This window comes from Porphyromonas cangingivalis (assembly GCF_900638305.1).
Taxonomy (GTDB): domain Bacteria; phylum Bacteroidota; class Bacteroidia; order Bacteroidales; family Porphyromonadaceae; genus Porphyromonas_A; species Porphyromonas_A cangingivalis.
In genome coordinates this window covers 683,603-701,427 of record NZ_LR134506.1, presented here as the reverse complement: position 1 = coordinate 701,427, position 17,825 = coordinate 683,603, and the positions used below count along the sequence as shown (strand labels likewise).

Here is a 17,825-nt window from a genome sequence, read left to right as displayed (position 1 = left end):
GTCGTTATTCAAAGATCCAACTCCACAACGGTAATGCCTGCTCCTCCAAGATCGACGTGTTCGTCCTTATATCGCTTTACGAGAGGAATGGCCGATAGCTGTTGTCGAATAGCTTCTCTCAGTGCACCGGTCCCTGTACCGTGTAGGATACGTACCGGTGAATAGGCAAAACGTATGGCATCATCAATGAAGTAGGTTACACTTTGCATCGCTTCATCCACCCTCATGCCTCTGCAGTCCAGTTGAGGCTTGAAGTTCAGACGCCGATCATCTGCCATGTTCTCGATAGCTACCGGTTTTCGCTTTATGATCCCCGTTGCCTCCCTCATGCTTGGTTTGAGTTTACTGATAGGGAGTATCATGACTAAACTGCCCATTCTTACACGAGCCTTATTTTTCATAAGCTCAATGACCTCGCCGACTTCGTTTGACCCCTCTACGGTCACACTACCTCCGACAACGATCTTGGCTTCCACTATTTTTTTTGTGACAGTTTGGGTCGTTTTATCTTCTTTGGGTGCTTTTTCTTTTTGGGTGATGTTATTGAGTAGATTTTGCTTTTTCTCCTCCAACTTACGTCTCAGAGCCATAGTAGACTCTTTTTCTGCCTTCTTCTCTTTGATTTCACGTATAGTCTTCTCTACCGTAGCATTGGCTGAAGACAAGATCTGAATAGCCTCTTTTTCAGCCTTGGAGATAAGCTCCTTGCGATCGGTTTTGAGCTTTTCCAGACGTTCGTTGAGTTTTTGTTTGAGTTGTTCTAATTCCTTCTCCTGTTTGTGTATTTTAGTCCGCTTCTCTTCCCAATACTTCTTGTCCCTCATGATGTCCTGGAGATACTTGTCCTGCATCACGTAGTCCGTACCGACAAGATTTGTGGCATAGTCCAAGATGTCTGTGGAGAGACCGATCTTGCGTGCTATCTCTATGGCAAAAGAGCTCCCCGGTTTGCCGATGAAGAGCTGATAGAGCGGGCGAATTTCTTGTCTGTCAAAAAGCATGGCACCATTGACCACCCCTTTGTGTGTCTCAGAGAAGTCTTTGAGATTTCCATAGTGAGTAGTGATCATCCCATAGCAACCAATCTCAACGAAACGATTAAGTAAAGCTTCCGCAATCGCACCTCCGATGATCGGCTCTGTCCCCGAACCAAATTCGTCAATCAGTATGAGTGTATGTTTGTCTGCATTTTGACTAAAATACTTCATGTTGAGCAGGTGAGATGAGTACGTGCTGAGATCGTTTTCGAGTGATTGTTCATCCCCAAGATTGAGAAATATCTTCTTGAAAAGACAGCAAGTCGAATGATCCAATATCGGTATCGGAAGACCGCACTGAAGCATATATTGTAATAGCCCCACAGCTTTGAGCGTCGCTGACTTTCCTCCTGCATTCGGTCCAGAGATGACAAGGATACGATCTTCGTGAGAGAGTCTGATGTCAAGAGGGACTATCTCTTTCTTTTGGGACCTGAGGTGTTGTTCGAGAAGAGGATGTCTCGCACCGAACCACTCCATTTTCTTGTGGGGGGTAAGGTGTGGGACGATGGCTCTGAGTCTTGCTCCCAATCTCGCTTTGGCTTTTGCAAAGTCAAGGACGCCGATGAGCGTACAGTTGAGTTGGACAGCAGGCAGTTCAGGACGAAGGACACCTGTGAATTCCTTCAAGAGTTTTGTGATTTCGCGTTTTTCTTCGCTCAACTTCTCCCTGATCTTGTTGTTCATCTCAACCAATTGCTCCGGCTCCACAAAAAGTGTACGCCCCGTAGCAGACTCATCGTGTACAATCCCTTTAAGCTCTCGCTTTGCAGACGGTACGATCGGTAATAGGAGTCTTCCTTCTCGCACCGTGGGGTGCGCATCTTTCTCTACCCAACCCTGAGACTGAGCATGCTTCAGGAGGCTTTGCATCGTTGTGCCGATGGAACTGTTGAGACGTCTCAATTCGTGACGAATCTCTCTCAACTCCTTTGAGGCCGTATCCTTTATGTTTCCTTCCTCGTCAATCAGGTTATGAATACGACGACGGATATCGGGCAGACTGTCTATTCCGGATACTATCTTGGAGAGCGTGGGATAGCTATCATCGTCATCTTGTGGGCGATCGAACACCTTGACGATATCCACACACGCACTGAGCAAGTCAGCCAAGGCGACAACTCCTTCGACAGGTAAAAAAGAACCTTCGGGTCTGATCCCATGGATATGAGTTTTGAGATCGCCAAATCGTAGCGAAGGGACATCCTTCCCGGATTGCATCAGGTGCATCATCTCCTTGACCTGAGTAAGACGCTCTGTGATCTCTTTGGGGTCGGTCAAGAACGTCATTTGGTCTGTGAAGTGCCGACTTACCTCGTTGTCACAGAGACGTCTGAGGTCTGCTCGGATCACTCCGAAGTCCAGTCTCTCTTCAAAACTCGAAGGGAAGATACACTCCTTTTTGTTTGTTGATCTACTGCTATTGTTCCTCATTTAGAAAAAGAAGCGACGTATGTCATTGACATTGGCGTACAGCATGAGGAACAGTAGGAAGAACAATCCTGCCATCTGTATGCGTTCCTGTACCTTGACAGACAGTTTCCTGCGAGTAATCATTTCGTATAGGAGGAAGAGAATATGACCTCCATCCAGCCCCGGGATGGGTAGGATGTTCATCACCGCAAGGATGATCGACAAAAAGGCTGTCATGCTCCAAAATTCAAACCAAGAAAATCTCTCGGGGAACAAGCTCCCGATCGTACCGAGCCCTCCGATCTTTGAGGCACCCTCTTTTGTGGCGACATACTTGAGAGAAGAAACATAAGTGCTAAGCCTTTTACCTGTCCTCGATATGCCTTGTGGTATGGATTCCAACAGCCCGTACTTTACGGTCTCCATGCCGAAGATAAGGTCAGGGCTTGTAAACATTACACCCAACCCGGCCATAGACGTATCGACATAACTTTTGATGTTCATGAGCTCTCCTTCTCTGATGATGGAGAGGGAGATGGAGTCTCCTGCATTTTTTGATATCTCTGCGGCGACAAGTCCCATTTGTTTGATCGAATTTCCGTTTACACCTACGATCTTGTCACCTGCCTTCAATCCTGCTTTTTCTGCTTCACTTTCCTCCAAAACCTGTCCGATCACTGCCGGAAGTCGCAAGCGATACAAGGCACTATCGGAAGCGATGATTGCTCTCATGATGTCCGAAGGGATTGCAATGTCAAGGAGCTTTCCCTCTCTCTTTATAGTGAGGGTTTTACCTTTTGCGATCATCGTAAGGACGGACTCATCGAAGTACTTTATCTCTTCTTTGTCCACAGCGATCAAGGCATCTCCATCGAGGAGCCCCATACGGTGCCCTACACTCGAATATACTAAGTTGTCATCGATCTTCTGCATTGGGATCTTTGTGTCACCCCAAGCGTAAGAGATCCCCGAATAGATGGCTATCGCTAAGATGACGTTGAAAAGTACTCCGCCGAGCATCACGAGCAGGCGTTGCCAAGCCGGCTTGGCTCTAAACTCCCATGGCTGAGGATCGCTTTCGAGCCCTGTAGTATCCATTGACTCGTCGACCATACCTGCTATTTTACAGTAACCGCCGAGAGGCAACCATCCTAAGCCATATTCGGTAGCACTACCTTTGGGCTTGTACTTGAAGATCGAAAACCAAGGGTCAAAGAAGAGGTAGAACTTGTCTACTTTGATCTTGAATAGTCTTGCAAAAAGGAAGTGACCTAACTCATGTATAAATACCAAAATCCCAAGTGAAAGGATCAATTGAAGTACTTTGATTAGAAAAATGCTCATATGTCTGCGTGCAAAAATAAAAAACTTAACGGTGACGAGACCAAGCTCTGCTGCGTTGGCGAGCTTCGGTATCTATATCTTTGAGCTGGGCTACATTGGATATGTTACGGGAGCCCATACTCTCCATTGTACCTCTGATAAGGCGCGGTATGTCAGTGAATGAGAGGTTGCCTGCCAAGAAACGCTCGACGGCTATCTCATTGGCTGCGTTCATCACACATGGTGCAGTCCCGCCGATCTCGATGGATTCAAACGCCAAATCGAGACAAGGGAAAAGATCCCTGCGAGGGGTTTCGAATGTCAGTTGACATAGATCTTTCAGAGAAGGGAGAGGTAGTTCTATATCTACTCTGTGAGGGAATAACATACCATAGGCAATAGGCAGTCTCATGTCAGGAAGACTTAGCTGAGCCTTGACGCTGCCATCCTTGAAGCCTACCATAGAGTGGATGATGCTCTGGCGATGGATGGCTATCTCTATCTGCTCGGGGGGAACTCCGAAGAGCCAGTGTGCTTCAATCATCTCCAGACCTTTGTTCATCAATGTTGCAGAGTCGATAGATACTTTTTTACCCATATCCCATTTAGGGTGCTTGAGAGCTTGTTCGGGAGTGACTTTCTCCAATTGCTCTGCTGAGTAGTCCACAAACGGACCTCCCGAAGCTGTCAGATAGATGTGAGATACTGCATCCTTTTTATCCCCATGTATGGACTGGAATATAGCCGAATGCTCAGAGTCCACGGGGATGATGGGAGACATCTGCTGTCTACTGAGTTGCATGATGAGCTCGCCTGCTACCACAAGGGTCTCTTTGTTGGCCAAGGCTATCGTACGTCCACTCTCCATCGCACTTACGGTAGGGGCAAGTCCTGCGAAACCCACCATTGCGGAGAGTACAGTGTCCGCCTCATAAGACGACGCTATATCACATATAGCCTCATTGCCCACGAGTATCTCAATATTTTCACCCGAGAGTTCCTTCTTGAGGTGCTTATATTGCATGTCATTGGCTATGGCTACCACTTGGGGCTTAAACTCCTTGGCTTGATGGATGAGAAGATCTACATTGCTATGACATACAAGGGCATATACCGAGAGCAAGTCTCTATGACGAGAGATGACATCGAGAGCCTGGGTGCCGATCGAGCCTGTACTTCCGAGTATGGTTATTTTTTTAGGATTCATTTGTTGAAGACGAACAATTGTTGCTTATCGTGCTAAAGGGCTTTGCTTTAGATGAGTTATGGATGTCCTTCATCCCACCGTGAGGGAATGAAAAATCTTTACAAAGTTACAATTTTTGTCGATATTCTTGAGCGAAATACGATTAACGTAGACTACTGGAAGTTGATATTTCAAATATGATTTTGATGGGTGCATCTGGTGTTTGATCAGCTTGTCAGACTCATATTACCGAGTTTGACTTCCGGTTTGATTGAGTTGTACAGATTGATTTTGATGCATCAATGCTTTTTGCTCATGAGCAAGCATTATCTTCTCCCGAAAACACACCACCCCGACAGATCATGCTGATATCCATCGGGGTGGTATGCTTTTTATGTGATCGAATTCTTAATTCGCCTGAATGGTCGCTATCAAGTGAGATATATTTTCCGTAAAGAGCTTCACTGCCATCGCAAGAAGGATGATCCCGAAGAATTTACGCATGACATATACACCACCCTTTCCGACCATCTTTTCGACCCAGCTCACATGGCGGAGTACGAAGAAGACGATAAGTAGGTTGAGGATGGTTGCAATGATGATGTTCGATACATGGTATTGTGCTCTGAAAGAGAGTAGGGTGGTGAACGATGCAGCACCTGCGATGAGAGGAAATACAAGGGGTACAAGTGTCGCAGAACCTGAAGGGCTGTCATCCTTGAAGGCTACGACCCCAAAGATCATTTCGATGGCAAGCACGAAAAGGATGATGGCACCGGCAGCAGCAAACGATTGAAGATCCACATGTAGAAGGCTTAGGAGTGCTTGCCCGAGGAAAAGGAACGAAATCAATATAATAGCCGAGTACAAGAAGGTCTTGAAAGGCTCGATTTTTTGTCCTTTTTCCTGGAGGTTGATCACGATCGGAATCGCTCCGATGATATCGATCACTGCAAACAATACGATAAACACACTGGAAATCTCAGTGAGATTGATACTTTGTAATAGTTCTGTCATAAAAATACGATTAAAAAATGGAGTAGGTTTAGGTGTTGTTCTTGGGTGCAAAGGTAGCAAAAAAGATTAGTTCTATATTTCTTTATTTGTGCAAATGTGCTACCGCCTTCGGCAACACTTGTGCCTTTCATTCTGTTTGGGAGACAGAAAGTATTCCGGTGCGTCACAGAAAGCCCTCTGTCCTCCGACATAAGCTTGTCTGTCCACTGAGGTAAAGACTTGAAAATGATGCATGAGGCTCGGACGCCATGACGATGTCATTATGCGGAGCAGGCATTTTGTCAGACAGTCTGACATAAGTGCAGAGTTTCGCAACGATGTTTCCTTTTGGCATCGAACTTGCAGGGTTGCTTGATACAGTGAGATCAAAAATAAAATATAACCAAATATAAACGTCACACTTTTTAATCATGAGTAATCAGAATAAAAAAGGCTCGATAGGGGTACAGAGTGAAAACATTTTCCCCATCATCAAGAAGTTTCTTTACAGCGATCATGACATATTTTTGAGAGAACTTGTCTCAAATGCAGTGGATGCCACTCAGAAGCTCAAGACCCTCGTCTCCAAAGGTGAGAGCAAGGCGTCTACCGATGATTTGTCGGTCACTGTCCGTATCGAAGATGATAAACTGATCATCTCTGATCGTGGTATCGGTATGTCAGCAGAGGAGATTGATAAGTACATCAATCAGATCGCTATCTCAGGAGCAGAGGAGTTCCTCGACAAGTACAAAGATGATGCTGCATCAATCATCGGCCACTTCGGTCTGGGATTTTATTCTGCTTTCATGGTAGCCAAGAGAGTGGAGATCTATACTCAAAGCTATCGAGATAGTGAGCCCTCTATACGTTGGAGTTGCGAAGGTAACCCTGAGTTTTCCATGGAAGAGGCCGAAAAGCGTGAGAGAGGTACAGACATCATCTTGTATATCGATGAAGAGAGTAAGGAGTTCTTGGAGCCTGAGAAGATCCAATCTTTGTTACAGAAGTACTGTCTCTTCTTACCCGTGCCCATCATCTTTGGAAAGAAACAAGAGTGGAAGGATGGCAAGATGATAGATACTGATGAGGATCAAATCATCAATAACACAGAGCCTGCATGGACAAAGAAGCCAGTGGACTTGAAGGATGAAGACTATCAGAAGTTCTACAAGGAGCTCTATCCAATGAGTGAGGAGCCTCTCTTCTGGATACATCTCAATATCGACTATCCATTCAATTTGACAGGGATCTTGTACTTCCCTCGTATCAAGAACAACATGGATATCTCTCGTCACAAGGTTCAATTGTACAGCAATCAAGTTTTCGTCACAGATTCTGTCGAGGGGATATTACCGGACTTCCTGACCATCCTTCATGGTGTGCTTGACTCTCCTGACATACCTCTCAACGTATCTCGATCTTACCTCCAGAGTGATGCAAATGTGAAGAAGATCTCGGCATATATCACACGTAAGGTGGCGGACAAACTGAACGAACTCTTCAAGGACGAACGTGCGACTTACGAAGAGAAGTGGAGTGCCCTCGAACTCTTTGTCAAGTATGGTATGCTCACAGATGAGAAGTTTTATGAAAAAGCTGAGAAGTTTGCTCTCTTGCGTAACACCGAGGACAAACTCTACACGTTTGAAGAGTATCGCAATCTCATCTCAGGCACACAGACCGACAAGGACGGTAAAGTCGTCTGCCTCTATGCAGTGGATAAGGAAGCTCAGTACAGCTATATCAAGGGTGCTACGGATAAGGGTTATGATGTCCTCTTGACAAACGGTCAGCTCGATATGCCGTTCATCAGCATGCTCGAACAGAAGCAACAAGGTACAAGGTACGTTCGTGTCGATAGCGATACACTCGAAAACCTTATTCCCAAGAATGAGGAGAATAAAGACAAAGCCAATGTCTCTGAGGAGGAGAAGGAGATTGTATGTGCACTCTTCGAACAGCAGTTGCCGGAACTCTCCAAGGCTCATCTCCATATCTCTGCATCTCACCAAGGTTTTGATCAGAAGCCTATCGTCGTAGTGCAAAACGAGTTTATGCGTCGTATGAAGGATATGTCGAGCTTCCAACAAGGGATGGGATTTGGAGACTTCCCTGACTCTTATGAAATAAACCTCAATCTGGACAGCGCTCTCATCCGTGGTATTGTCGAGGTCTTTGTAAGTTCGGACAATCAGGAGTACAAGGCTTTGTCTGCCGACAAGAAGGGATACGATGCACGCCTTGATGTCCTATACAGCCAGTCAAACAGCGGAGATTTGGACGATGCTGCGAAGGAAACCAACAAGAAGGACATCGAAGAGACCACAAAGCAGATTTCTGAGATCAAAGATAAGCTCAATGGAGTGTACAAAAACTTTGGTAACGAAAATAAGGTCATCTCTCAACTCATCGACCTAGCTCTACTTTCAAAGGGAATGCTTACAGGTGCTTCTTTGGACAGCTTCATCAATCGTTCATTGGAGATTATCTCTGACAAGAAGTAATACTTAGGAGCATATATTTTGATCATTGATACCCTGCATGATGTCCTATCGGGCATGGTGCAGGGTATTTTATTTTTCATCTTTGCCTTTAAGGGACTGTCGCATTTTCTGACTATCTTTGATACTCCACAATCAAACAGATATTTTCAATGAAAAGAATAAATATAGCACTGGATGGCCACTCCTCTTGTGGCAAGAGCACAATGGCTAAAGTACTTGCTAAAAGGATAGGTTACACCTACATAGATACCGGAGCGATGTATAGAGGTGTGACGCTTTTCTCGATCCAAAATAACCTTTGGGATGGAGACAAGCCCCTTGTAGATGAGATCGTCCGGAGTTTGGATGATATCACGTTAAGATTTAAGACGGATGGGGGAGCGAATCGCCTGCTGCTCAATGGCGAAGATGTCGAAGATCAGATACGAGGCATGGAGGTCTCCAACAAGGTCAGCCCTATCAGTACGATAGCCGAAGTGCGTGCGTTCCTCGTGAAGCAACAGCAAGAGATGGCTACGGAGAAGGGCGTGGTGATGGATGGTCGAGATATAGGGACTGTAGTTTTGCCCGATGCCGAGCTAAAGGTCTTTGTCACTGCAAGTGCCAAGGTGCGAGCTCAGAGACGATATGATGAACTGAGAGCCTTGGGTAAGGAAGTGACCTATGATGAAGTGTATCAAAATGTAGTGACACGTGACCGTATCGATAGTACTCGTGAGGCAAGTCCCTTGAAGCAGGCCGAAGATGCGGTCCTCTTGGATAACTCTGACTTGACAAGGGATGAGCAGAATGAGATACTCTATCGCATGTTCGTCGAAAAAACAGCTTGATCAGTAAAGAGATGATAGATATAGAAATCAATAAGTCTTCGGGGTTTTGCTTCGGGGTGATCAATGCTATCAAGCATGCAGAGGAGGAGCTCAAGACAGAGGATTCTCTTAATTGTCTGGGAGAGATAGTACACAATAGCCAAGAGGTCGAAAGACTGGCAAACAAGGGGCTGAAAACAATAAATTATAAAGATCTTGAGGGCCTTCGTAATACCAAAGTCTTGTTCAGAGCACATGGTGAACCCCCCGAGGTATATGCATTTGCCCATGCTAATAATATCAAGATTGTCGATGCGACCTGCCCTGTCGTCTTAAGGCTTCAGAAGCGTATCCGCACCAAGTATGAGGAGACTCGTGATGTGCAGGCGCAGATAGTGATCTATGGCAAGATAGGCCATGCTGAGGTGAATGGACTTGTGGGACAGACCAATGGTGAGGCTATCGTGGTACAGAAGCTGGATGAGATAATAAAAATAGACTTCTCAAAGCCTGTTATTCTCTTTTCTCAGACAACGATGTCGAAGGAGGGTTTTGCCGAGCTGATAGAGAACATCAGTGAACGTATGGCAGATGGTGTGGATTTTGAGTATTTTGACACCATATGTAGACAAGTATCCAATCGTATTCCCGACCTTGATGAATTTGCGAGGGAGAAGGATTGGATATACTTCATCGCCGGTAAAAATAGCTCGAACGGCAAGGTATTGTATCAGATATGCAAGGATGCAAACCCTAACACAACATTTATCTCGACTGCTGATGAGATCATCGAGCCCCTACCTGATTGGGTACACCACGTAGGGATATGCGGAGCTACATCTACGCCTAAATGGCTGATGGAAGAGGTGGCAAAGAAGTTGAAAGCTATCAATCCCTGATGAGATTAAAGCTCCTTTTTGAGGGTGTCGAGCCTTAAAAAGATGAATAATAGGATGCTGAAACTCAATAGTGATGACCCTCCGTAACTGAAGTAGGGGAGCGGTATCCCGATAACAGGAACAAGACCGATGACCATCCCTATATTGATGACCAAATGAAAGAACAAGATACAGGCTACAGAATAACCGTATATTCGTGCAAAAGGATCGCTCTGTCGTTCGGCAAGATATATGAGGCGCAGAAGTAGTGCGAGGTACAGAGCGAGGACAAGGGTACTGCCGATAAATCCGCTCTCCTCTCCTACGGTGCAGAAGATGAAGTCTGTATCTTGTTCCGGTACATACTTCAGTTTGGTCTGGGTGCCATTGAGAAAGCCTTTGCCTGTAAGCCCCCCAGAGCCTATCGCAATCATGCTCTGATTGACATTATAGCCTGCTCCGGCAGGATCATCTTTGATACCGAGAGATACAAGAATGCGGTTTTGCTGATGGTCTTGGAGTACGTTGTTGAAGAAGTATTCTATCCCCATAAAGCATGCCACAGCAGTCAAGGTGAATGCTAGAGTAAATCCCAATCGTCGCCCTCTATTGATAAATAAATTGATGATGAGGTATACTGAGAAGAGAGCCAGACTGATCATTGCGGCATAGCCGAAGTCCACATCCACAAAGAAGGATGTGACGAAAGCAGAAGAAAATGTGATGATAGGAATGACTGCTGCAACGATCTTGAGATGCGGCAGATGCCCATACATCTCTATTGCAAGATAAGTCGATAAGTAGATGACCGATAAAACAACCAATGTGTCTGCTGATGTCTCGCCCCACATGACTCCCGAAAATTTCATCGCAAGGATGAATATGAGTGCTATCACGACACCAAGGGCGATGATACTCCCTGTGAGTCCCTCTCTGTACATGACGAGAAAGAAGGTCGCAAATACGACTGCAGAGCCAGTCTCATTTTGAAGTACAATGATCAACATCGGCAGTAAAAAGATCAGTAGAGAGACAAGTAAGTCTTGCTTGTTTGATATGCTGAATTCGTATCTGGAGCACCATTGTGCCAGCATCAAGGCTGTCGTCACTTTGGCAAACTCAGCGGGTTGGAGGCGCATCGTGTCGGTGATCACAAGCCACGAATGTGACCCTTTGATGTCGGGTGCTATAAATATCGTGACTATCAGCAACAACAGCATAAACACATATATCCATGGGGTGAATGCCTTGATGAAGGTCCCGTCTGAAGAAAGGATCAGGACAATAAATACGAAAGATACTCCTAACCACATCAACTGCGAACCGGTGCGACCGTGAAGATCGAATACCTCTGCATTCTGAATATCATATCCTGCGGCATAGATCGTAATCCAACCGAGAAAGACAATCAGCAGATACAGACCGACTGTGATGTAATCTAAGTTGCGAAAAAGTGATGTAGATTCGATTTTATTCATAATCAGGGTTAGGGGACTATACTATTGACCATCCTTTTTTCAATATCCAGACTGCTCTCGGATATCTTTCCGGTGAGGTAATACTCCATCATCAATTTAGCAATAGGTACTCCAAAAGAAGCACCGAATCCGGCATTCTCGACATAAACACAAATAGCTATTTGCGGATTTTCTCTGGGAGCATAGCCCATAAATGCAGAGTGGTCTTTACCATGGACGTTTTCTGCCGTTCCGGTCTTTCCGCAGACTGATATGCCCGATATGGCAGCCCCTCGACAAGTGCCTCCCAAGACAGCTGCTGCCATACCTTCGTCTATGACATCAAAGACCTCTTTGGGAATATGAGTATCCATCTTTTTAATTTTCAGTGAATCTTTAGGATAGTTAGATATACCCTTCACGACATGAGGGGTGTAGTAGTATCCTCTGTTGGCAATGATTGCCCCCAGGTTTGCGATTTGAAGTGGTGTGGTGAGGATTTCGCCCTGCCCGATGGCTATAGATATGATACTGCTGGAGTTCCATTTTCCGGCATGGATCTTGTCGTAGACATTGGCATTCGGAATGTAGCCTCGTCTTTCTCCTGGCAGGTCGATATTGAGTTTATAGCCGAAGCCCATATTGACCATGTTATCTTTCCAGTTTTCAAAAGCCTCTTGGATATTATGAAATCGCTTGTTATCCTCCAATAAAGCCCTGAGGCCCCAGCAAAAATAAGCATTGCAGGAGGTTGCCAAGGCAGGAACGAGATTGATCGGCGAGCCATGTGGGTGACAAGCAGGGCGATTTCCTAAGAGTGGGTAGCCATGATGACAAGAGTATAACGTATGTGGTGTGATGACTTTTTCTTTTAAGAATACGGCTCCTTGAGCAGGTTTGAATGTCGATCCGGGAGGGTATGTGCCCATGATAGCTCTGTTGTACAAAGGCTTTTGAGGATCTTGTTCAAGTAGCTTATGATTGTTTCCTCTTTCGCGACCTACAAGGAGAGAAGGATCAAAGCTCGGAGCAGATACCAAGCAGCGTATTTCTCCGGTAGAAGGCTCTATCATGACTATTGCACCTCTCTTGCCTGCCATCAATTTCTCTCCATAGGTCTGTAAATCAATATCAAGGGCCAATTTGAGATCGTGTCCGGATATCACATCTCTGTCATATTTGCCATTTTCATAGCTCCCTTGTATTCTACCATGAGCATCACGAAGTAATACCGTTACCCCTTTTTCCCCTCGGAGGATAGACTCATATTCTTTTTCTATTCCTGTCCGTCCTGAGTAGTCCCCCGGTACATAGTATGGATCATTGTCAAGATCCTTTTGATTGACTTCTCCCGTCGTACCTAATACAAGTGCAGCGGAATGATAGTTGTAGTCTCTTGCCATACGATACTCCACATAAAACCCCGGAAATTTATGTAGCTTCTCTTGAAGAAGACCTACTTCCTCCAACGTAATCTGAGACATGAAGAGTTGGGGAAGGTATGGGGAGTAACTTTTGTTGAGTTTTTTGTCTTTGATATACTTCATCTTTTCGATGAAGTATTCTTTGTCTATGCTTAAAGTATTGCAAAGATCAAGGGTGTCGAAGTCTTTGGTTTCTCTCGTGATGACCATGACATTGGCTGTCGACTTGTTGTACACAAGCAGCTTGTCATTATTGTCATAAATCATCCCTCGTGATGGATAGACCGCTTTTCGGAGGAATGCGATGCTATTGGCTTGTAACTTGTAATCTGAGTTAATTACTTGTAGGTAAAAAAGTCTCAAGACATAGATCAATACCACAAGTACAAATGTAGATGATATGAAGTACTTTCGGATTGCGTATTTTGAATTTTTCCGCTGTGACATGGTTGTTACCTTTTTCTAAACCCTGAAAGGGCATCCAGGATCATCATGAGAGGTACGGAGATAAGAGTAGAGCATAGGATATATGGTATTGTCTGCTCATATAGTGACAGAGAAAATGCCTCTAAAAGAAGCAACACGGCAATGTGTAAGAAGCACAGTATGAGTATATACAACAAATATTTATATCCCTTGACCGAATAGAACGAGGGGGAAAAATCTTCATCTTCTTTATCCATTTCATCTGCAAAAAATAGGTGAATGATAGGCATACGCAGGTAGCTTATCAGTGTCGCAGAGGCCATGTTTAACCCAGGAGTGTTCATGAAGGCATCTAAAATTAGCCCTGTAATGGCTCCGAGAAGGATTATTATCCAAGAGGGCGTGTGTACTGATAACTTGAATATAGGGTAAAGATAGATGAAAGGTATAAAATAGTTGAATACCCTGATATTGTTAAGAAATATAACTTGAACAAATACCAGTATGGCCAACTGAATCAGGACACTTATATACTTTCTTTTCATACCTCTATCGTTTATGTGTCAATATAGCATCCAGATTTTCTCGCTCCTCTCTATCATAATTGGTCACCACATAGACGTACTTGATGTTTTCAAGTTTCATGCTAAGCTCTACTTTCAGAGCGCAGAAATTATCGTCGATAGAGGAGCCCTCCTCCAAGATTGTCCCGACAAAAATCCCTTCAGGAAAGATTGCGGAGTAATTGCTCGTATAGACAGAATCTCCGGGAGCATACGATATATGCTTAGGCAAGTTGGTAAGGAGCGACTGTTGTGGGGTTTCACCATCCCACTTCAATATCCCGATGTATTCACCATTTTTAATCTTGCAACTGATCGCAAAGTCTTTGTTCGTCACAGGTAGTACCTGTGCATATCTCTTACCAACGGCCTTTATGATGCCTACGACACCCGAAACTCCAAGCACCGCCATGTCCTGATGCACCCCATCCTTGCTCCCAAGATCTATGGTAAGATAGCTACTGTTGCCATATGTGATGTTTCCAACAACTTTTGCTATTCTATATTCGTATGGGAACGGCTGGTCTATACTGTCTTTCATTACTTTCCGGTAGGATAGGGAGTCTATGGTGAGACGCTCAATGGTACTTCGGAGTCGAAGCACTTCTCTTTCGAGTTGGGCGTTACGACTCATAAGGGTAATATTGGCCTCTTTTAGCCCGAGGTATGAGTTAGCTACTGTGGCGGTTTCAGTGATTTTGCCGGTGATGAAGTTTGTCGAACTGAGTATGATGCTACTGTGGTAGTTGCTACCCCGATACAATAGGATAATAGCAACGACCTCCAATAGTACAAACAAGATGAGATACCCTTTGGATTTGAGCAATTCAAAAAGTTTAAGCATCTATTTTCTCTCTCTTCGATTTAATTAGACTTTTTTCGTAGCACACTCTCTTTGTCCCTATACACGGATACCAAGGAAAGGCTCTACACCTCCTTGGTATCAGGTTTATGAAAGGTATATCGATGCTTTTACTTGAAAAGCAACGTGTATTTGGTCGTGTTTTGTAGGGCTATATGTGTCCCTTTTGCGACAACGTGCAATGGATCTTCCGCCACCACAAAGTCTATCTTAAACTTATCACTCAAACGCTTTGCCAAGCCTTTGAGCTGAGCACCACCACCTGCGAGATAAATACCGTTCTTTACGATGTCGGCATAAAGTTCGGGGATTGTGTTGTCGAGTGCATTTCCGATTGCAGTTTCGATTTTTGTGATGGACTTATCGAGACATTCCGATATTTCTTTGTAGTTGACAGATACCGCTTTCGGTAAGATGCTGACAAGGTCTTGTCCGATCACCTCATAATCCGCAGGTTCATCATCCAGATGCGCAAGTGCCGACCCTACATTCTTCTTTATCTCTTCCGCTGTACGCTCACCGATACGAACACTGTGTTTGATCTTCATATGATCTACGATATCTGCGGTGAACTCATCTCCTGCGACCTTGATCGACTTGTTAGAGACGATCCCTCCCAAGCTGATGACAGCGATCTCTGTCGTTCCTCCACCTATATCTACAATCATGTTGCCGGTAGGCTCCATCACATCGAGACCTATCCCCAAAGCTGCAGCCATAGGCTCATGGATAAGGAAAACTTCATTTGCCCCTGCCTTCTCTGCAGAGTCGCGTACAGCACGTATTTCCACGTCTGTACTGCCGGAGGGCACACATACCACCACTTTGAGTGATACCGGAAGAAATCTCTTCTTGGGGTTTGCCATCTTGATAAGCCCCCTTATCATGTGTTCCGAAGCCACAAGATCTGCAACCACACCATCCCTAAGCGGACGTATGGTCTGCAGGTCATTGTTCTCCTTTTCAAATCGTCTGTAAGCTTCGTATCCTACCCATTCAACCTTCTCCGTCTTTCTGTTCATCGTGACATACGAAGGTTGATCGATGATGATTTTGCCATTTTGGATAATGACTGTATTTGCTGTACCTAAGTCGATTGCTAATTTCTGTGTAAGTGAAAAGAAACCCATCTTAGTGTTATCGTTTGTGTTATTGTTTCTACTTTTAGTTACTTATTCAGAGCATTACTCAATGTCTGAAGTGTCTGATCCCCGTGAAGCACATCGCCATATCGTGCTCATTGCAGTAGTCTATGGAGAGTTGGTCTTTGATAGAGCCTCCGGGTTGGATCACGGCTGTCACACCTGCCTTGTCTGCAATCTCCACACAGTCTGAAAAAGGGAAGAAGGCATCTGAAGCCAATACTGCTCCTTGGAGATCAAATCCCATTGCCCTTGCTTTTTCGATAGCATGACGGAGAGCATCTACTCTCGATGTCTGTCCGTAGCCGGCACCAAGTACCTGTCTCTCCTTTGCAAGGACTATTGCATTGGATTTACAGTACTTTACGACTTTCATCGCAAAGAGCATTGTCTCGATCTCATCCTTCGTCGGCATCTTCGTTGTGACGACTTTTAGATCATCTTTTGTCTCTATGCGAGTGTCGCGCTCTTGTGCGAGTAGACCACCTAAGATTGTTCGGTAGGAGTGGACAGTGTCGTCTCGACCTTTCTTGTCCAGCAAGATAATTCGCTTCTCTCTCTTTCCAAAGATGTCGAGAGCTTCTTGTGTATAAGCAGGGGCAATCAAGACTTCAAAAAATAGTTTGTCTATCTCTTCAGCAATCTCCTTGGTGACCTCTCTGTTGATGACTATGATCCCCCCAAAAGCCGATACAGGATCACAAGAAAGAGCTGTGATGTAAGCCTCAAGAGCTGTCGCTCTGCTCGCAATGCCACATGGGGTATTGTGTTTCAGAATAGCACAAGTCGGATCGTCAAACTCTTCGACAAGATGAACGGCAGTATCCACATCCAAAAGATTGTTGTATGAGAGCTGCTTGCCTTGGATGAAGTCAAAACGGTCACGGATGTCTCCGTAAAACTCGCCCTTCTGATGTGGGTTTTCTCCATATCTCAGGCTTTCGGACTGACCGAAGGATAAAGTTAGTCCTTCATCTGTGTCAAGAGAACCTTGAGCAAAATATCTCGAAATGGCTGTGTCGTACTGTGCTGTGACGGCGAATGCTTTCTTTGCGAATTGCTTACGTTGCTCAAGTGTCGTCTCTCCATTCTGACTGTCAAGTATCTTTGTTAGTTCGGCATAACCATCCTTTGCCGAGATGATGACGACATCTTTATGATTTTTTGCTGCCGCACGGATCAATGATACACCTCCGATATCAATTTTCTCGATGATTTCTTCAGTCGTGCCTCCATTTTTTACAGTATCGACAAAAGGGTAAAGATCAACGATGACGAGATCGATAGGTGAGATGTCATACATTTCACACTGATTTTTGTCCTCTTGATTGTCACGACGTGTAAGGATTCCCCCAAATATCGAAGGGTGTAGGGTTTTGACTCTCCCTCCAAGAATGGATGGATAAGCCGTAAGGTCCTCAACAGCCGTACACTCTATACCTAAGTTATTGATGAACGCCTGTGTACCTCCCGTAGAGATCAGTTCGACTTCATGACGAGACAGACACTTGATGACATCTTCCAGTCCGTCCTTGTTGAACACCGATACTAATGCTCTGTTTATCTTGATATTACTCATTGATCACTTCACTATGCAAAACTCTCTGATAGATTAGGCTCATTTTACTCAGAAACAGCCAAAACTCCCTCAAATAGTTCCGCCGATTTAATACTCTAACTCAGAATACAAAAGTAATGATAATTGCTGGATTATAAGGCTAAACAGAGGTACTTTTATAGTCTCTTAAATGAAGTTGTGAATGAACCTCTCAAAAGTCGTATGAGATGCCTACAAGGGTTGT

At 44.8% G+C, this 17,825-nt stretch carries 13 protein-coding genes; 3 read left to right on the top strand and 10 right to left on the bottom strand.

Features of this window, described 5'->3' with window-relative positions; all coding sequences use genetic code 11:
* Positions 1-8: 8 nt before the first annotated feature.
* From EL262_RS02975 to EL262_RS02960, 4 genes are all read right to left on the bottom strand, one after another.
* Positions 9-2,471: an endonuclease MutS2 gene (locus EL262_RS02975; RefSeq protein ID WP_078735606.1), complete on the bottom strand. Its 2,463-nt coding sequence runs from the start codon at positions 2,469-2,471 to the stop codon at positions 9-11.
* Complete coding sequence (gene rseP, locus EL262_RS02970) at positions 2,472-3,794, bottom strand: RIP metalloprotease RseP (RefSeq protein WP_025837838.1); 1,323 nt, start codon at positions 3,792-3,794, stop codon at positions 2,472-2,474.
* Positions 3,795-3,819: 25 nt separating this feature from the next.
* On the bottom strand, positions 3,820-4,980 hold the full coding sequence (locus tag EL262_RS02965; protein WP_078735607.1) for a 1-deoxy-D-xylulose-5-phosphate reductoisomerase: 1,161 nt from the start codon (positions 4,978-4,980) through the stop codon (positions 3,820-3,822).
* 387 nt (positions 4,981-5,367) lie between these two features.
* Positions 5,368-5,976, bottom strand: a complete 609-nt coding sequence (locus EL262_RS02960) for a MarC family protein (protein WP_025837836.1) — start codon at positions 5,974-5,976, stop codon at positions 5,368-5,370.
* Positions 5,977-6,386: 410 nt separating this feature from the next.
* Here EL262_RS02960 and htpG point away from each other — a divergent pair, with 410 nt between their 5' ends.
* From htpG to EL262_RS02945, 3 genes are all read left to right on the top strand, one after another.
* Positions 6,387-8,462, top strand: a complete 2,076-nt coding sequence (gene htpG, locus EL262_RS02955) for a molecular chaperone HtpG (protein ID WP_025837834.1) — start codon at positions 6,387-6,389, stop codon at positions 8,460-8,462.
* Between the two features lie 149 nt (positions 8,463-8,611).
* Complete coding sequence (gene cmk / locus EL262_RS02950; protein WP_025837831.1) at positions 8,612-9,292, top strand: (d)CMP kinase; 681 nt, start codon at positions 8,612-8,614, stop codon at positions 9,290-9,292.
* Between the two features lie 11 nt (positions 9,293-9,303).
* Complete coding sequence (locus tag EL262_RS02945; RefSeq protein ID WP_025837830.1) at positions 9,304-10,170, top strand: 4-hydroxy-3-methylbut-2-enyl diphosphate reductase; 867 nt, start codon at positions 9,304-9,306, stop codon at positions 10,168-10,170.
* Between the two features lie 5 nt (positions 10,171-10,175).
* Here the strand turns inward: EL262_RS02945 and rodA are convergent, their stop codons facing one another.
* The 6 genes from rodA to purH form a co-directional block, all read right to left on the bottom strand.
* On the bottom strand, positions 10,176-11,627 hold the full coding sequence (gene rodA, locus EL262_RS02940; protein WP_025837829.1) for a rod shape-determining protein RodA: 1,452 nt from the start codon (positions 11,625-11,627) through the stop codon (positions 10,176-10,178).
* Between the two features lie 8 nt (positions 11,628-11,635).
* On the bottom strand, positions 11,636-13,477 hold the full coding sequence (locus EL262_RS02935) for a penicillin-binding transpeptidase domain-containing protein (protein ID WP_078735608.1): 1,842 nt from the start codon (positions 13,475-13,477) through the stop codon (positions 11,636-11,638).
* A 5-nt stretch (positions 13,478-13,482) separates the two neighbouring features.
* On the bottom strand, positions 13,483-14,001 hold the full coding sequence (locus tag EL262_RS02930; RefSeq protein WP_036846168.1) for a hypothetical protein: 519 nt from the start codon (positions 13,999-14,001) through the stop codon (positions 13,483-13,485).
* Positions 14,002-14,005: 4 nt separating this feature from the next.
* Entirely contained in the window at positions 14,006-14,863 is an 858-nt protein-coding gene (mreC, locus tag EL262_RS02925; protein ID WP_025837826.1) for a rod shape-determining protein MreC, read from the bottom strand.
* A 128-nt stretch (positions 14,864-14,991) separates the two neighbouring features.
* Positions 14,992-16,011, bottom strand: a complete 1,020-nt coding sequence (locus tag EL262_RS02920) for a rod shape-determining protein (RefSeq protein ID WP_025837824.1) — start codon at positions 16,009-16,011, stop codon at positions 14,992-14,994.
* Positions 16,012-16,069: 58 nt separating this feature from the next.
* Positions 16,070-17,602, bottom strand: coding sequence for a bifunctional phosphoribosylaminoimidazolecarboxamide formyltransferase/IMP cyclohydrolase (gene purH, locus EL262_RS02915; protein ID WP_025837822.1), 1,533 nt, complete (start codon positions 17,600-17,602; stop codon positions 16,070-16,072).
* Between the last annotated feature and the right edge of the window lie 223 nt (positions 17,603-17,825).

Excerpts from the sequence above, each read along its gene's own strand:
- EL262_RS02920 (WP_025837824.1), bottom strand. The coding sequence starts at position 16,011 with ATGGGTTTCTTTTCACTTACACAGAAATTAGCAATCGACTTAGGTACA.
- EL262_RS02930 (WP_036846168.1), bottom strand. The coding sequence starts at position 14,001 with ATGAAAAGAAAGTATATAAGTGTCCTGATTCAGTTGGCCATACTGGTA.
- EL262_RS02945 (WP_025837830.1), top strand. The coding sequence starts at position 9,304 with ATGATAGATATAGAAATCAATAAGTCTTCGGGGTTTTGCTTCGGGGTG.
- EL262_RS02975 (WP_078735606.1), bottom strand. The coding sequence starts at position 2,471 with ATGAGGAACAATAGCAGTAGATCAACAAACAAAAAGGAGTGTATCTTC.
- rodA (WP_025837829.1), bottom strand. The coding sequence starts at position 11,627 with ATGAATAAAATCGAATCTACATCACTTTTTCGCAACTTAGATTACATC.
- EL262_RS02965 (WP_078735607.1), bottom strand. The coding sequence starts at position 4,980 with ATGAATCCTAAAAAAATAACCATACTCGGAAGTACAGGCTCGATCGGC.
- cmk (WP_025837831.1), top strand. The coding sequence starts at position 8,612 with ATGAAAAGAATAAATATAGCACTGGATGGCCACTCCTCTTGTGGCAAG.
- mreC (WP_025837826.1), bottom strand. The coding sequence starts at position 14,863 with ATGCTTAAACTTTTTGAATTGCTCAAATCCAAAGGGTATCTCATCTTG.
- EL262_RS02935 (WP_078735608.1), bottom strand. The coding sequence starts at position 13,477 with ATGTCACAGCGGAAAAATTCAAAATACGCAATCCGAAAGTACTTCATA.
- EL262_RS02960 (WP_025837836.1), bottom strand. The coding sequence starts at position 5,976 with ATGACAGAACTATTACAAAGTATCAATCTCACTGAGATTTCCAGTGTG.
- purH (WP_025837822.1), bottom strand. The coding sequence starts at position 17,602 with ATGAGTAATATCAAGATAAACAGAGCATTAGTATCGGTGTTCAACAAG.
- rseP (WP_025837838.1), bottom strand. The coding sequence starts at position 3,794 with ATGAGCATTTTTCTAATCAAAGTACTTCAATTGATCCTTTCACTTGGG.
- htpG (WP_025837834.1), top strand. The coding sequence starts at position 6,387 with ATGAGTAATCAGAATAAAAAAGGCTCGATAGGGGTACAGAGTGAAAAC.